14 protein-coding genes are annotated in these 15,559 nt (G+C 38.0%); 8 read left to right on the top strand and 6 right to left on the bottom strand.

Annotation, left to right across the window (positions count from 1 at the left end; all coding sequences use genetic code 11):
• The first annotated feature begins 82 nt into the window (after positions 1 to 82).
• The 8 genes from glyA (at position 83) to adk (ending at position 7,131) form a co-directional block, all read left to right on the top strand.
• A complete protein-coding gene (gene glyA, locus DV417_RS00815) occupies positions 83 to 1,348 on the top strand; it encodes a serine hydroxymethyltransferase (RefSeq protein WP_118877988.1) in 1,266 nt (421 codons plus the stop codon).
• A complete protein-coding gene (locus DV417_RS00810; protein ID WP_118801024.1) occupies positions 1,345 to 1,638 on the top strand; it encodes a DUF1294 domain-containing protein in 294 nt (97 codons plus the stop codon). The genes glyA and DV417_RS00810 overlap by 4 nt, the downstream gene beginning before the upstream one ends.
• A gap of 100 nt (positions 1,639 to 1,738) precedes the next feature.
• Positions 1,739 to 2,359, top strand: a complete 621-nt coding sequence (gene coaE, locus DV417_RS00805; protein WP_118877986.1) for a dephospho-CoA kinase — start codon at positions 1,739 to 1,741, stop codon at positions 2,357 to 2,359.
• On the top strand, positions 2,352 to 2,558 hold the full coding sequence (gene yacG / locus DV417_RS00800) for a DNA gyrase inhibitor YacG (protein ID WP_005645697.1): 207 nt from the start codon (positions 2,352 to 2,354) through the stop codon (positions 2,556 to 2,558). Before coaE ends, yacG begins: the two co-directional genes overlap by 8 nt.
• Before the next feature lie 116 nt (positions 2,559 to 2,674).
• On the top strand, positions 2,675 to 3,922 hold the full coding sequence (rhlB, locus tag DV417_RS00795) for an ATP-dependent RNA helicase RhlB (RefSeq protein WP_192878518.1): 1,248 nt from the start codon (positions 2,675 to 2,677) through the stop codon (positions 3,920 to 3,922).
• A 43-nt stretch (positions 3,923 to 3,965) separates the two neighbouring features.
• Entirely contained in the window at positions 3,966 to 4,982 is a 1,017-nt protein-coding gene (galE, locus tag DV417_RS00790) for a UDP-glucose 4-epimerase GalE (RefSeq protein ID WP_118877981.1), read from the top strand.
• A 143-nt stretch (positions 4,983 to 5,125) separates the two neighbouring features.
• The gene (locus DV417_RS00785) at positions 5,126 to 6,403 is read left to right on the top strand and encodes an MFS transporter (protein ID WP_118877979.1); all 1,278 of its coding nucleotides are present in this window, start codon (positions 5,126 to 5,128) and stop codon (positions 6,401 to 6,403) included.
• Between the two features lie 83 nt (positions 6,404 to 6,486).
• The gene (adk, locus tag DV417_RS00780) at positions 6,487 to 7,131 is read left to right on the top strand and encodes an adenylate kinase (protein WP_005631284.1); all 645 of its coding nucleotides are present in this window, start codon (positions 6,487 to 6,489) and stop codon (positions 7,129 to 7,131) included.
• Positions 7,132 to 7,197: 66 nt separating this feature from the next.
• On the opposite strand, the gene acrB is transcribed toward adk, so the two are convergent.
• The 6 genes from acrB to DV417_RS00750 form a co-directional block, all read right to left on the bottom strand.
• Positions 7,198 to 10,278, bottom strand: coding sequence for a multidrug efflux RND transporter permease subunit AcrB (acrB, locus tag DV417_RS00775; protein ID WP_118775361.1), 3,081 nt, complete (start codon positions 10,276 to 10,278; stop codon positions 7,198 to 7,200).
• Between the two features lie 17 nt (positions 10,279 to 10,295).
• Positions 10,296 to 11,492, bottom strand: coding sequence for a multidrug efflux RND transporter periplasmic adaptor subunit AcrA (gene acrA, locus DV417_RS00770; RefSeq protein ID WP_162790767.1), 1,197 nt, complete (start codon positions 11,490 to 11,492; stop codon positions 10,296 to 10,298).
• A gap of 31 nt (positions 11,493 to 11,523) precedes the next feature.
• Entirely contained in the window at positions 11,524 to 12,087 is a 564-nt protein-coding gene (acrR, locus tag DV417_RS00765; protein ID WP_118877977.1) for an efflux transporter AcrAB transcriptional repressor AcrR, read from the bottom strand.
• A 196-nt stretch (positions 12,088 to 12,283) separates the two neighbouring features.
• Positions 12,284 to 13,276 carry an amidohydrolase family protein gene (locus tag DV417_RS00760; RefSeq protein WP_005631292.1) on the bottom strand — a complete coding sequence of 331 codons (993 nt, stop codon included), beginning with the start codon at positions 13,274 to 13,276 and terminating at the stop codon, positions 12,284 to 12,286.
• 197 nt (positions 13,277 to 13,473) lie between these two features.
• Positions 13,474 to 15,231 (bottom strand): DUF3413 domain-containing protein, encoded by a 1,758-nt coding sequence (locus DV417_RS00755; RefSeq protein ID WP_118877975.1) that lies wholly within the window; start codon positions 15,229 to 15,231, stop codon positions 13,474 to 13,476.
• Between the two features lies 1 nt (position 15,232).
• Positions 15,233 to 15,451, bottom strand: coding sequence for a YejL family protein (locus DV417_RS00750; protein ID WP_118877973.1), 219 nt, complete (start codon positions 15,449 to 15,451; stop codon positions 15,233 to 15,235).
• Positions 15,452 to 15,559 lie beyond the last annotated feature (108 nt).

Here is a 15,559-nt window from a genome sequence, read left to right as displayed (position 1 = left end):
ATATGATCGAAATTTTTGATTAAGTTTTTACTTGGAAACAGATAAACTATACACAAATAATTCAAACAAAGAGGAAAACACAATGTTTAAAAAGAGCATGAACATCGCTGATTACGATCCGGTTTTATGGCAAGCCATTCAAGATGAGAATCGTCGTCAAGAAGAACATATTGAATTAATCGCTTCTGAAAACTATGCCAGCCCGCGCGTAATGCAAGCGCAAGGTTCTCAATTCACCAATAAATATGCGGAAGGCTATCCCGGCAAACGCTATTATGGTGGTTGTGAGTATGCAGACATTGTGGAACAGTTAGCAATTGACCGCGCGAAAGAATTATTTGGTGCAGATTACGTGAATGTTCAACCGCACTCTGGTTCACAAGCGAATGCTGCGGTGTATGGTGCATTGATTAATGCGGGCGATACTATTTTAGGTATGGATTTGGCTCACGGTGGGCACTTAACTCACGGCGCAAAAGTCAGTTTCTCCGGCAAGATTTATAACTCTGTGCTTTATGGAATCACTGCGGATGGCTTAATTGAGTATGAAGATGTTCGTCAAAAAGCATTAGAATGTAAACCAAAACTTATCGTTGCGGGTTTCTCGGCTTATTCACAAATTGTGGATTGGGCGAAAATGCGTGAAATCGCAGATGAAGTCGGTGCGTATTTATTTGTGGATATGGCGCATGTAGCGGGATTAATTGCAGCGGGTTTATATCCAAATCCACTGCCTCATGCACATGTTGTGACAACAACAACCCATAAAACATTGGGCGGTCCGCGTGGTGGTTTAATTCTTTCATCTTGTGGTGATGAAGAAATCTACAAAAAATTACAATCATCTGTATTCCCTGCAAACCAAGGTGGTCCATTAGTTCATATTATTGCGGCAAAAGCAGTTTGCTTTAAAGAAGCATTAGAGCCTCAATATAAAGAATACCAAGCAAATGTAATCAAAAATGCGAAAGCAATGGTTGAGGTATTTAAACAACGTGGTTATGACGTTGTATCAAATGGTACTGAAAACCACTTGTTCTTAGTAAGTTTCATTAAACAAGGATTAACAGGTAAAGCAGCTGATGCGGCATTAGGCAAAGCAAATATTACGGTGAATAAAAATGCTGTACCAAACGATCCGCAAAAACCATTTGTCACTTCAGGTATCCGTGTAGGTACACCATCTGTAACTCGCCGTGGTTTCAATGAAAATGATGTGCGTGAATTAGCTGGCTGGATGTGTGATGTTTTAGATGCTTTAGGCAAAGAAAATGAAGAACAAGTGATTGCTGAAACTAAAGAAAAAGTATTAGCAATTTGTAAACGTCTTCCAGTTTATCCAAAATGATTTATTTTCTTTCGTTGATTATATGGTTAGCGGCGATAAATATCGCCGCTTATTTTTTTATGTGGAGAGATAAAATTCGGGCCATGCGTAACGAGTGGCGAATTCCTGAAAAAACGTTTTTTCTTCTAAGTCTTTTAGGTGGCTTTATGGGAATACATTTAGCCATGAAACATTTTCGTCATAAAACGCTGCATTTTAGTTTTAAATTTGTTGCTGTTATTAGTGCATTTCTTTGGGTTATCGTTTTTCCATGGTTATATTTTTCAATATATAAAAGCATGATAATGTAGATAAACTAATTTATTATGGCTTATTAACCATTGGCTTGAAGAGCTGATTTTTACTATCGTTATTTTGTATAATATTGAAAATTTTTTTATTGGAAATCATATGACTTATATTGTTGGATTAACTGGTGGCATTGGTAGTGGTAAAACAACGATTGCTAATTTATTCGCCGATCTTGGTGTACCTCTAGTGGATGCGGATGTAGTTGCTAGAGAAGTCGTCGAGAAAGATTCCCTTTTATTGTCTAAAATTGTTGAACATTTTGGTGCTCAAATTTTAACGGAACAAGGCGAGCTTAATCGCGCGGCTTTACGAGAGCGAGTGTTTAGTTATGATGAAGATAAATTGTGGTTAAATAATCTTTTACATCCCGCTATTCGCGAACGAATGAAACAACAACTTGCAGAACAAACTGCTCCTTACACATTATTTGTCGTCCCTTTATTAATAGAAAATAAATTGACCGCACTTTGTGATCGTATTTTGGTGGTGGATGTGAGTCCACAAACTCAACTTGCTCGTTCATCACAACGAGATAACAATAATTTTGAACAAATTCAACGAATTATGAATTCTCAAGTTTCTCAACAAACGCGTTTGAAATGGGCGGATGATGTGATTAACAATGATGCTGAACTGGCCCAAAACTTACCGCACTTGCAGCAAAAGGTGCTAGAATTGCACCAGTTTTATTTACAACAAGCGGAAAATAAAAATGTCTGACGAAATTATTGAAGTACCTTGTCCGATTTGCCAAAAATCTGTGCCTTGGACAAATGAAAGTACTTTTCGACCTTTTTGTAGTAAACGTTGCCAATTAATCGATCTTGGCGAATGGGCGGCTGAAGAAAAAGCGATTCCAAGTGATACTGCAGATTTTGCGATGGATCCAAATGTGAGTGATGAATGGAGCATTAAATAGAGATTAACCGATAGGAAACCCTATCGGTTAATTTTTATAAGTGCGGTCCTTTTTTGAGGATTTTCCCTAAGCATGCTATGCTAAACGTAATTTTATTATTCTAAAATGTGATTTTTATGCAACAAGATTATTTAAGCCAAAAACGATTCTCTGATCTTCCTCTACATCCGATTGTACGAGATGCTTTGGCAAAAAAAGGTTTTGATTTTTGTACCCCAATTCAGGCTTTATCTTTGCCTATCACTTTAAATGGACGAGATGTCGCAGGACAAGCTCAAACTGGTACAGGCAAGACAATGGCTTTTTTAACGGCTACTTTTCATCATCTTTTAACTCACCAAGATCCTAATCTGGAATATCCTCACCCAAGAGCTTTGATTTTAGCACCTACTCGAGAATTAGCGGTGCAGATTAGTAATGACGCTGAGTTTCTTTCAAAAGCGAGTGGATTAAAGACCGCACTTGCCTATGGTGGCGATGGTTATGACAAACAGCTACAAGCGATTGAGCGTGGCGTAGATATTTTGATTGGTACGACGGGGCGAGTCATTGATTATGTAAAACAAGGCGTAATTAGTTTAGATGAAATTCAAGTTATCGTGCTAGATGAAGCGGATCGAATGTTCGATCTTGGATTTATCCGTGATATCCGTTATTTATTGCGTAAATGCCCCGCTCCACAAGCGCGTTTAACGATGTTATTTTCAGCGACCCTTTCTTATAAAGTGCGTGAATTAGCATTTGAAGATATGAATGAGCCTGAATATATTGAAATTGAACCAGAACAAAAAACAGGGCATCGAATCAAAGAAGAACTTTTTTATCCATCTAATCAGGATAAAATGGCACTTCTCTTAACCTTAATGGAAGATGAATGGCCTGAGCGTTGTATTGTATTTGCGAATACGAAACATCGTTGTGAAGAAATTTGGGGTTATTTGGCGGCTGATGGACATCGTGTTGGTTTACTGACTGGCGATGTAGCACAGAAAAAACGTTTGTCGTTATTAAAACAATTTACTGATGGTGATTTAGATATTTTAGTGGCAACAGATGTTGCCGCTCGTGGCTTGCATATTTCTGATGTGACTCATGTTTTCAATTATGATTTACCTGATGATCGAGAAGATTATGTTCACCGAATCGGCCGTACTGGACGAGCAGGGGAAAGTGGCGTTTCTATTAGTTTCGCTTGCGAAGAATATGCGATGAATTTACCAGCAATTGAAGAATATATTGGCCATTCTATCCCTGTGAGCCAATATGAAACAGAAGCCTTACTTGAACTGCCGAAACCATATCGTTTAAAACGTGCGGTACCACCGCAAGGGCATACAAGACATCGTTCTTATCACACAAAATAGTGATATAATTTTTTTAGTCTCAATAATTAATAAGGAAATCATTATGGCCATTTTAGTGACAGGTGGCGCCGGTTATATCGGTTCTCACACAGTTGTAGAATTATTAAATGCTGGCAAAGAGGTGGTGGTATTAGATAATCTTTGCAATTCATCGCCAAAATCCCTTGAGCGTGTAAAACAAATTACAGGCAAAGAAGCAAAGTTTTATGAGGGGGATATTTTAGATCGTGCTTTGTTACAAAAAATTTTTGCAGAAAATGAGGTTAGCTCTGTTATTCATTTTGCTGGATTGAAAGCCGTAGGAGAAAGTGTTCAAAAGCCGACAGAATATTACATGAACAATGTCGCTGGCACCCTTGTATTAATTCAAGAAATGAAAAAAGCAGGTGTTTGGAACTTTGTATTTAGTTCATCTGCAACGGTTTATGGTGATCCAAAAATTATTCCAATTACAGAAGATTGTGAAGTCGGCGGTACAACCAATCCTTATGGTACATCTAAATATATGGTTGAACAGATTTTACGCGATACAGCAAAAGCAGAACCAAAATTTAGCATGACTATCTTGCGTTATTTTAATCCAGTTGGCGCGCATGAAAGTGGTTTAATTGGTGAAGATCCAAATGGTATTCCAAATAATTTGTTGCCTTATATTAGCCAAGTTGCCATCGGTAAATTAGCGCAACTTTCTGTATTTGGTAGTGATTACAACACTCATGATGGAACAGGCGTGCGTGATTATATTCATGTAGTGGATTTAGCTGTGGGGCATTTAAAAGCGCTTCAACGTCATGAAAATGATGCTGGTTTACATATTTATAACCTCGGTACAGGCCATGGTTATTCTGTATTAGATATGGTAAAAGCCTTTGAAAAAGCCAACGACATTACAATTGCATATAAACTTGTAGAACGCCGTCCTGGTGATATTGCAGCATGCTATTCTGATCCTAGTTTAGCTGCAAAAGAGCTTGGTTGGGTGGCAGAACGAGGTCTTGAAAAGATGATGCAAGATACGTGGAACTGGCAGAAAAATAATCCAAAAGGGTATAGAGATTAATATTCTCTAATATTTGTTTTTCTTTTTTAGGAAGAAGAATGCTAAACATTGGGGGATGTAATTAAAAATCCCCCTAATTTTTACACTTGTCCTTTAATTGAAAGCAGAAGTTTCTAAAATACAACCAAAATTAACCGCACTTTATGTCAAATTCCCTTTCTTCCCAAATTTTTACGCGCAAGATGTTGATTTGCGTATTCACAGGTTTTAATTCTGGTTTGCCATTATTTGTGTTATTGCAAATGTTGCCTGTTTGGCTGACAGATAAACATCTTTCAATTGAGCTTATTGGTGCTGTAACCGGTGTGATGTTGCCTTATGGATTAAAATTTTTGTGGGCACCATTATTGGATCGTTATTTCCCGAGTTTTTTAGGGCGTCGTCGTAGCTGGATGTTGCTTTCACAAGTAGCATTATTGATTTTACTTTACATCATTAGCCTTTTTGATCCACTCACACAACTTAGCACGGTAGCAAATATTGCGTTGCTTATCGCCTTTTTTTCAGCCACACAAGATATCGTGTTAGACGCTTATCGTCGTGAAATTTTGAGTGATCATGAATTAGGTTTGGGAAACACTATTCATATTAATGCTTATCGAATTGCGGGATTAATTCCCGGTGGATTATCGCTCTATTTGGCGGCGATTTATCCTTGGGAAACCGTCTTTTTATGGACCGCACTTTGTATGTTAGCGGGCATCTTCATGACACTATTTTTAGCTAAAGAGCCCAAAATCAACGTGCAACAATCTAATCAGCCGTTCTATCAAGCATTTTGGATTCCATTACAAGAATTTTTCCAGCGTAAGGGCGTCGTTCAGGCTATCGGTTTTTTACTGTTTTTGTTTTTGTATAAGTTCGGGGATTCTTTTGCTACAACGCTACAAACCAAATTTATTTATGATATGGGGTTTAGCAAAGAGGATATAGCCATTGTTGTAAAAAGTACCGCACTTTGGTCAAGCATTTTATCTGGGCTTGCTGGTGGTGTGATAATGTTAAAACTGGGTATTAATCGTGCATTGTGGCTATTTGGGCTTGTACAGATGGTGACAATTGGTGGGTTTATTTGGTTGGCGGCTTTCGGTCATTTTGATGTTATTACATCAGCCGAGTTATGGAAACTAGGTGTTGTGATTGCGGCAGAATATATCGGCGTTGGACTTGGTACCGCAGCTTTCGTGGCTTTTATGGCGCGTGAGAGTAATCCCCTTTATACCGCAACACAGCTTGCACTTTTTACAAGCCTTTCAGCCTTGCCAAGTAAAGTTTTAGGTATGCTTTCTGGTTATGTTGTGGGAGCAGTGGGGTATTATCAGTATTTTTGGTTTTGTTTATTTTTAGCGATTCCAGGCATGCTTTGTTTATTTTGGGTAGCGCCTTGGAATCAAGAAAATAATACGACAAATTCACTATAAAAGTGCGGTAAAAATTATAAAAAATTTGACCGCACTATGCTTTATCAGTATCTTAATCACGTTTTTATTAATGGAGATTTTTTATGAAAATTATTCTTTTAGGTGCACCGGGCGCAGGTAAAGGCACTCAAGCACAATTTATTATGAACAAATTTGGTATCCCGCAAATTTCAACTGGCGATATGTTCCGTGCTGCAATCAAAGCAGGGACTGAACTTGGCAAACAAGCCAAAGCATTAATGGATGAAGGTAAATTAGTACCAGATGAATTAACCGTTGCCCTTGTAAAAGATCGTATTGCACAACCTGACTGCGCAAATGGTTTCTTGTTAGATGGTTTCCCTCGTACTATTCCACAAGCGGATGCGCTGAAAGATTCAGGCGTTAAAATTGACTTTGTTTTAGAATTCGATGTGCCAGATGAAGTGATTGTTGAACGTATGAGTGGCCGTCGTGTACACCAAGCATCTGGCCGTTCTTACCACATCGTTTATAATCCACCAAAAGTGGAAGGTAAGGATGATGTAACTGGTGAAGATTTAATTATTCGTGCAGATGATAAACCTGAAACTGTGTTAGATCGTTTAGCCGTATATCATAAACAAACCAGCCCATTAATTGATTATTACCAAGCAGAAGCGAAAGCGGGGAATACTCAATATTTCCGTTTAGACGGTACACAAAAAGTAGAAGAAGTTAGCCAAGAGTTAGATAAAATCTTAGGCTAAAAATAATCTAAAAAATAAACCGCACTTTGGGTCACCTAAGTGCGGTTTGTTTTTTCTATGTTTTAATTAGTGGGTTGTTTTATTTTCATCAAAAACCGGCAATGGTTTGTGTTCGGTTGCGACATAGCTATATACCACAGGCAATACGAACAAGGTGAAAATAGTACCAATGGATAATCCCGCTACAATCACTATCCCCATACTAAAGCGAGATACCGCTCCCGCACCTGTAGCATAGAGCAATGGAATTAAGCCTGCTACCATTGCCGCCGTTGTCATTAGGATTGGGCGTAAACGTACTTTGGCTGCATGAGTGATTGCCTCAATTCGAGTTTTACCATGGTTTAGCTGCTCTTCTTTTGCCACTTCACACATTAAGATACCGTGTTTGGTGATTAATCCTACGAGAGTAATCAACCCAACTTGAGAGTAGATATTTAATGTTGTTCCCGCGATGCCAAAGAAGGATAAAATATTTAAGCTCACTAATGCACCACTTACGGCTAATGGTACGGAAATCATAATTACCATTGGATCCCGTATAGATTCAAACTGAATGGCAAGTACCAAGAATATGATGATAACAGCCAATGCAAAAGTGACGGCTAATGCGTTACCTTCTTGTACTAATTGACGTGCTTCAGATTTAAAGTCAAACGTATAGCCTTGCGGTAAATTGTCTGTCGCATGTTGTTGTAGCCATGCAACTGCATCACCCGTTGATGAACCTGGCATTGGTACTGCGCTAATCTGTGCTGAGTTTAATTGGCTAAAGCGTGATAATGAAGTTGGCTGTGTTTCTAGCTTCATCGTGATTAAACTGCTTAATGGCACAGATTGTCCATTACTTGCCGTTAAGTAATAGTTTTTGAATGCTTCGGGCGATAAACGGTCGTCACGTTTTACTTGTGAAATAACCTTATAGGCACGTCCATCCACATCGACTCGCGTAATTGTTGCTCCAGATAAGAAACTCCCTAAAGTATTACTAATTTGTTGCATCGTGATACCGTAAGTCCCAGCTTTCTCTTTATCGACTGAAATTGTCATTTGCGCCGTGTCATAGGTCAAATCTAAATCCGTATAAATAAATTTGCCAGAGGCTTTCATCGCACTTAGGAATTTCTCTGCGGTATTTGCCAAAGATTTATAATCTTGAGCAGTTTTTAACACAATAGCGATTGGAGGGCCTTGTTCCCCTGTATCAATTTCAGGAAAGTTAAATGCAGATACGGAGACTTCTGGAATTGATTTCGCTTTTGCATTGATTTCGTTCATTACGGCAGATTGCTTGCGTGAACGTTCTTTCCAGTCTTTCAATGTGATTATATTTAACGAGCCATTAGAATTTGGCGCACCAGCAATGCTCATACCAAAAGAGACTTCAGGTGTTTCCATTACATTTTTCATGTACGGTTGCATTGCATTTTGAATATAATCCACATTTACGCTAGATGGCGCATTACCAATCGCAATAAATGCGCCTTTATCTTCATTTGGCGTTAATTCACTAGAAAGTGAATTAAATAAAAATGGGAGCGTTGAGAAAATTACCACAGCAAAAGCCAGCATGGATTTACGATTTAGCATAACGAGATCAAGCATGTATTCGTAAATACGATTTACTTTACCTAAGGTATGTTCTACGCGTTCTTCCATCCATGTTGGTTTAGCATTGGATTTAAGTAATTTACTACTCATCATTGGCGATAACGTTAATGCCACGATACCAGAAATAAATACCGCACCAGCAAGGGTTAAAGCAAACTCTTTAAACAATGTGCCAGTAATGCCCCCCATTAAAGCCATTGGTGAGTAAACCGCGATCAATGCGATAGTCATGGAAATTACAGGCACGGCAATTTCACGAGTACCAATAATTGCAGCGCGGAATGGTGTTTCTCCTTCTTTAATATGGCGATCTACGTTTTCTAACACGACAATCGCATCATCAACGACTAAGCCGATAGCGAGAATAAGCGCTAATAATGTCATTAAGTTAATAGAAAAATCTAAACTTTGTAGCATCATTAAAACACCGATCAACGAAATCGGAATGGTGAGAACTGGAATTAAAATTGCGCGAAGCGATCCAATAAACATCAAAATAACCACTAATACAATAACAGTTGCTTCCACAATAGTTTTAATTACTTCATGGATTGAACTATTAATCGCAATAGTACTGTCATAAAGAATGTCAGTTTCCATACTATCCGGTAGTTGCTTTTTGATATTTTCAAAGAGCGGTCGGATTTTTTCTGCAACGGTTAATGGGTTAGCCGATGAAGTTGGATTGATGCCTAATACCACAGAATCTGCACCGTTTGCGGTTGCACGAGAATTATCACTTTCTTTGTTCAATTCAATGGTCGCAATATCGCGCAGGCGTACTAAATCATCACCACGAGAAGCAACAATTAAGTTACCTAATTGCTCAACGGATTTGGTCGTTGTTTCAACTTTATTGCGGTAAGTAACATAGTAGCCATTATCATTACCAGCCGCAGTTTGTACATTATTTGCAGAAAGGGCAGACATCACTGTTGGCGCAGAAAGATTTTGTGACGCCATTTTTTGAGGATCTAGCCAAATACGTAATGCATATTCAGCCGCACCAAATACTTGTACTCCAGCCACGCCTTCAATCGTAAAGAATTGAGGTTTGACTACACGATTAATGTAGTCAGTTACTTGACTTGAGTCTAGTTTGTTGGAGCGGAAACTTATATACATAATCCCCGTCCCGCCAGAGGAAGAGGCGACGCTTGGTGCTTCAATTCCACTTGGTAATTCAGAACGCACAGCATTTACTTTTGCTAATACATCAGCAAGTGCTCCGGCAGGATCGGTATTCAGTTTCATTTTGACTGTAATAGTCGATGCATTTGGTGCACTACTGGATGACATATAGTCAATGTTATCCGCTTGAGCGATAGATTCTTCTAATGTAGAGGTAACAAATGCTTGAATTAGATTTGCATCAGCACCAGGGTAGGCGGTTGTTACCGTAATTACCGTGGTGGTCATTTTAGGATATTCACGCACTGACAATTTCGAAATAGCTTGCAAACCTAAAATAATAATAAGCAAGCTAATTGAAATCGCTAAAACAGGACGACGAATAAATATATCGGTAAATTTCATTCGTATTTCCTAGTTAATTAAAGGTTAGTTTTATTTACTGGTTCTGTTGCACCTACAATATCTTTTTCAATCCATTCTACAAGACTGCCATTGCCGATACCTTGTTGACCACCAGTAATAATTTTATCACCAGGTTTTACCTCATTACCTTGTAATTGAGAATAAATACCTTGGCGATCCTTAGTAAATACAGTAATTTGTTTTGCTCGATATAAACGATCTAATTTTTTATTCTCAGCCATTTTCTCTTTGTCTTCATCAGATAATGGTTTGAGTAAATAAGCAATTTCACCATACATGTTGTAGCTAATAGCTACTTGTGGAACGACAACTTGATTTGTTTCAGTTGGAAGCGCAATGCGTAAGCGAGAGAACATACCTGAAAGCAATTTACGCCCATCTTCAGGATCAAATGTAGCCTGAACATCAACTAAACCAGTTGATGAATTAATGGCTGGTTCAATAGCCGTGATTCGAGCTGAAAATGTTTCGCCCAAGCGAGCATCTGTTGTCACTGTGACGCGTTGACCGATATGCAATTTATCTAAATCATTTTGTGAAAGGGCAAAATCCACTTTCATTGAGCTAGTATCTTCTACACGCACAATTTCTGTTCCTACATTCACATATTGACCTACGTTTACTTTCACAATACCTGCTTTGCCATCAAATGGCGCAACAATTTTACGGCGCTCAATTGCTGCTTTTAAAGATTCGATATTGGCTAGTTGAGCGTCATAAGCCGCTTTTGCGTTATCCATTTCTTGTCGTGAAACAGCATTGCTTTTCAATAAATTAGCATAACGTTGATAAGTTTGACGAAGAGCTGGGAGTTGTGCCTGTGCGGCTTGAAGGCTTGCATGTTCAACAGAACTATCGAGTTCAATGAGTAAATCGCCTTTTTTCACTTGTTGGCCATTTCGCACGAGCACTTGAGAAATCGTACCTGCATTTTGTGTACTGAGCATCGCGCCTTGATTTGGACGCACAAGACCTGTTGTGTTGATAACTGGCGTCCATTCACGGGGTTGAACTTCAAGTGCGGTTACTGGGCTTGAAGGTTCTGGCATTCCCGCAATGGCTCGGCTTATCATTACGCCTTTTATCATATTAAAAGCGATGACACCGGCAAAAATTAAGACAAATACCACTAAAATTATTTTCATAAAGAAAATATGTGAGCGTTTTGGTCTTTGATGTTGAGTTTGACTCATGTTTAAAGCTCCGTTATAAAAATAACAACAATTATTTCTGAATTGCACGCCAGGAGCGTTTAATCACAGATTCTAAAATTTCAGGATTAAGATCAAAATCGATAAATTTTGCATCAGAGGCTAAATTTATCGCCGTTTTCAAACTTAATAAAAAGAGAATATCTTCAGATAATTCCGCTAATAAGCCAGCTTTTTGTGCTTGATGACAAAATAAATCCCAACGGCAATTTTTAACGTTTTTACAAATATCCTTGAAATTAGGCAAAGATTCATATTGCTTTAAATTGGATAGAATGGTGGGATTTTCTTGTAAGAAATACCAAATGTTTTTCCACATTTGTCGATACTGTTCGAAAAAAGGCTTAGATTCATCAAAATCTTTTTCAAGTGTTGCCATAAACATTGAAAATACTCTGTGTGCAAATTGTTCAAGCAACTCATCTTTGTTTTTAAAATAAAGGTAAATCGTTCCTGCGGCTACATTCGCTTCTTTCGCAAGTTTGTGCATAGAAAGTTGTTTCAACCCTTCTTTTGCCATTAAACGATCTGTCGCTGAAAAAATCTGTTCAGCTAAGTCTGTTTTTGCTTGTCGCATAAGATCCTTGAGTAAAATAAGGAGCAATAATTGCTCAAAAATGAATGAGCGTTCATTTTATTTATTTTTTGTTTTTTGGCAAGTTAAAAAACACAAAAGAACAATGAAAATGGACAACATTTAAAAGCTAGATTTTTGAATCAACTTTTAAATGTTGTCCATTTTGACCACACTTTTGGTTGGGTGGAATAAAAAGCTAAATTGGCTCTAGTCCTAACACTTTACGACCGTTAATACTTGCGATGTTGACCATTTCATCTAAGTGAGGGAAACGGCAACCCGCAGCCAATAGGCTTAATTCTTGCCATAAATCGCCTTCACATAGAGGAACCATGTAATCACAAATATTATCTGTGCCTAGGGCAACAGTGATACCTTCGGGAATCATTTCATCTGCTGGCGTGAGTGCATTATGGAATGGCATAAGATCTTCTTTGCGATTACTGTCAATCCATGCCATCGGACAGGCTATCATCATCATTTTGGCTTTACGCATTTTTTCGTAAAGTTTGTAACGATATTCTTTCGAATGTGAGCCAATGGAAATACCGTGGATACCCACAACTCGCCCCTCCATTCCATGTTCAATGGTTTTGTCGCAAAGTTGCTCAGTTTCTTTTTCACTTGGATTGTTGAATTGGTCGACATGTACATGACACATAATCCCAAGAGATTTGGCCTTATCTAACAAAATATCCATCGCCTCTAGGCCGCGCCCATAATCCAATTCATCACGATATGGTAAGCCGCCAATCATATCTACCATTTCCGCACCAATATCAAACCATTTACGCGCAGTGGGTTCAATTACCCCTTTTAAAGTTTGATTGGCAAATTTTAAAATGATGTCATGTTTATACACTTCGCGGGCTTTATGTGCGGCAATAATTGCACGATCTTCACAAATTGGGTCTATATCGACAAAAGTACCAAATGCGGTTACACCTTGGGATATCATTAATTCAATAGATTGGCAAAAACGTGCGTAATAATCATCAACACTGGAAGTGCGTTTTACTTCATCCACTAAATCCCATTTTTGTTGCAAATTACTGCTATGATAAATCCCAATTTTCTCTGGCGTCATCGTAAAAGCGCGGTCAGCATGTGCATGGGCATTTACCCATCCGCCTTTTTTGATAATTTCATCGCGAATATAGGTTTTAAAACTACGAACGTGGCTTTTCATACAAACTCCGTAAAAAAGAAAGGATAAAAAGACGAGAATGTATATTAATTGAAAGGTACTGTAAGTACGACGAGAAGCATTATGATAATGTTATGAAAAACTCACGGATTTTCATTAATAACATTTTTCAGTCTTAAACTGAGACGTGAGTATAAAGGCTTAAGGGCAAAAAATCTATTCTTTTATGCCCTTACAGATTATTTTTCAAAGAAGAAATTTTGTAATTGGAAGGCTTCTAAGAAGATTCCAAGTGGCGGTCTGTCTGAAGATTGCTCAATATAATCCTTATCGAATTTTTTGTAATTACCTTTGCGATCAATGTGGTATTGCGTTCCATCAGGTTGAATCACCACGTTCCAGTGGAAATTAGAGGCAAGTACCCAGTCATCTCCCTTGAGATCAAAGAGATTGCGTCCTTGACTATAATCCATCAACGGGTTTTCTACGCCGAACACTGTTTGCATTAATGCAGAGAAAATATCCGCATGATTACTTAATCCATTTTGTTTGCCTACCGGTAAATCTTTCCAATACACAAGCAATGGGACTTGAATTTCATCACGCCCAAAGTAGTTTTCTCGCTCTTTTTCATTCATTTCATTAAAACTTAAACCATGCTCTGACGTGATGATGACTAATGTATTTTCAAGCGGTGTACTTTCTAACGCTTTTGCTAAAAGAGAATCAATGTCCTGCAAAGTGCGGTCATAATCTGATGGATTTTTAGCCTCCAAGGCTAAATCCAAATAAGCAAACCAAGGTGAGTCAGTTTTTTGTGCTTTAATAAAATCATTGAGATTTTTTACCGCACTTTCATTATTTGGTTTGTTGGTTTTATTCGATGAAAGTTTCATTTCTCGAAATAATGCTTGGCGGAAGACGCTATCTTTGAAATTTGTAGCCGAAAATAAACCCAATTGATAATTTTCAGCACGTAATTTTTCGATTAAAACAGATTGGGTATGATTGCTTAAAATACTATCTGTGTAATTTGCATTTAGCCCGTAAAATAACCCAATTAAGCCTGTGTTATTACTATTGCCTGTGCTGTAATGATTAGTGAATTCTGTTGAATTTGTCGCAAATTCAGCAAGTTTTGGCATCTTTTCACTAGAAATCGCATCATGGCGTAAACCAGAAACCGTTACGATCAGAACATTAGGTTTGTGCGTAATTGGTGCGTAAGAGAGTTCTTTTTTCGGATAATCAATTTTTAAGGCATCTAAACGACCTTCTTGCGCCAATTTTTGCGTATATTCTTCTCCATCCAAGAAACCGTGTTTTTCTAAAAAAGAACGAGCTGTCATTGGATAAGAAAGAGGAAAATTAGAGCGTTGCATCGTAATTGGGCGATATAAATAAGCATCTGCCCAAGCATAAATTAAGTGCGTCGTAATAAATGTGGAAGTCAAGAATACACCGACAGCTTTTAGCCATTTTTGGCGTTCAAGACTACGTAATTTTTCCCAACTCCAGCGAGAAAATAACATTTGCGCTAATAAAATAATGGGCATTGGTGCAAAGAAAATTTGCCAATCGCGTGACATTTCGCCATTTTCTGGATTAACGAGTAAATTCCATACAACAGAGGATAAATGTAGATTAAAACGATTGAAAACGGCGGTATCAAATAATAATAAGGTTGTACAAATCGTGGAAAATATCACGGTTAATCCGCGAAAAGTGCGATGATTTTTAACAATGAAACTCAGTGGAAAGACCACGAGTAAGTACAACGCAAAAACGTTGAAACTGAAATGTCCGAGCAAACTCACAAAGAAATAAAGTTTTCCTGCTAGAGTATCTGGCCAGTCAATGATAAAGGCATAACGAGTGCCAATAAGAATAGCAACAATAATATTAAAAAAGGCAAACCAATGACCCCACGAAATTTTTCGTGAAACGTCATCTCGGTATTGCTTGCCGCTGAAGATGCCTTTTTTAATCCATTTCATATTAACGTGTTTTTACCGCATTAATTAAGGAATTAGAAAACGCTTGGGCTAATGCCTCACGTTGAGTTTGCGGCACACTGGTGGTTAATAAATTACTTGCCATGTTACCCAGTGCGATTAAGGATAGATCTACAGGGGCTTTATGCTTTTCTAATACTGCAATCATATCGTTCACAATTGCACTTAGCTGTGCATCAGAATATTTAGAATATTGAGCCATAATGTTAAAAATAAAACAAAAATTTGGCTTATGATACCCGATTATTTGGTAGAACCTAAATAATTTCTTTTTTCTTGCTTAAAAAGTGCGGTTATAATTTGCAGCAAA

Origin of the sequence: Haemophilus haemolyticus (assembly GCF_003490935.1) — a bacterium.
GTDB classification, from domain to species: Bacteria; Pseudomonadota; Gammaproteobacteria; order Enterobacterales; family Pasteurellaceae; genus Haemophilus; species Haemophilus haemolyticus_M.
This window is presented reverse-complemented; position numbering and strand designations above follow the sequence as displayed.

Coding starts and splice junctions, on each gene's coding strand:
- yacG (WP_005645697.1), top strand. CDS start 2,352: ATGTCTGACGAAATTATTGAAGTACCTTGTCCGATTTGCCAAAAATCT.
- rhlB (WP_192878518.1), top strand. CDS start 2,675: ATGCAACAAGATTATTTAAGCCAAAAACGATTCTCTGATCTTCCTCTA.
- DV417_RS00785 (WP_118877979.1), top strand. CDS start 5,126: ATGTCAAATTCCCTTTCTTCCCAAATTTTTACGCGCAAGATGTTGATT.
- DV417_RS00755 (WP_118877975.1), bottom strand. CDS start 15,231: ATGAAATGGATTAAAAAAGGCATCTTCAGCGGCAAGCAATACCGAGAT.
- acrA (WP_162790767.1), bottom strand. CDS start 11,492: ATGAGTCAAACTCAACATCAAAGACCAAAACGCTCACATATTTTCTTT.
- galE (WP_118877981.1), top strand. CDS start 3,966: ATGGCCATTTTAGTGACAGGTGGCGCCGGTTATATCGGTTCTCACACA.
- adk (WP_005631284.1), top strand. CDS start 6,487: ATGAAAATTATTCTTTTAGGTGCACCGGGCGCAGGTAAAGGCACTCAA.
- DV417_RS00810 (WP_118801024.1), top strand. CDS start 1,345: ATGATTTATTTTCTTTCGTTGATTATATGGTTAGCGGCGATAAATATC.
- glyA (WP_118877988.1), top strand. CDS start 83: ATGTTTAAAAAGAGCATGAACATCGCTGATTACGATCCGGTTTTATGG.
- acrB (WP_118775361.1), bottom strand. CDS start 10,278: ATGAAATTTACCGATATATTTATTCGTCGTCCTGTTTTAGCGATTTCA.
- DV417_RS00760 (WP_005631292.1), bottom strand. CDS start 13,276: ATGAAAAGCCACGTTCGTAGTTTTAAAACCTATATTCGCGATGAAATT.
- acrR (WP_118877977.1), bottom strand. CDS start 12,087: ATGCGACAAGCAAAAACAGACTTAGCTGAACAGATTTTTTCAGCGACA.
- DV417_RS00750 (WP_118877973.1), bottom strand. CDS start 15,451: ATGGCTCAATATTCTAAATATTCTGATGCACAGCTAAGTGCAATTGTG.
- coaE (WP_118877986.1), top strand. CDS start 1,739: ATGACTTATATTGTTGGATTAACTGGTGGCATTGGTAGTGGTAAAACA.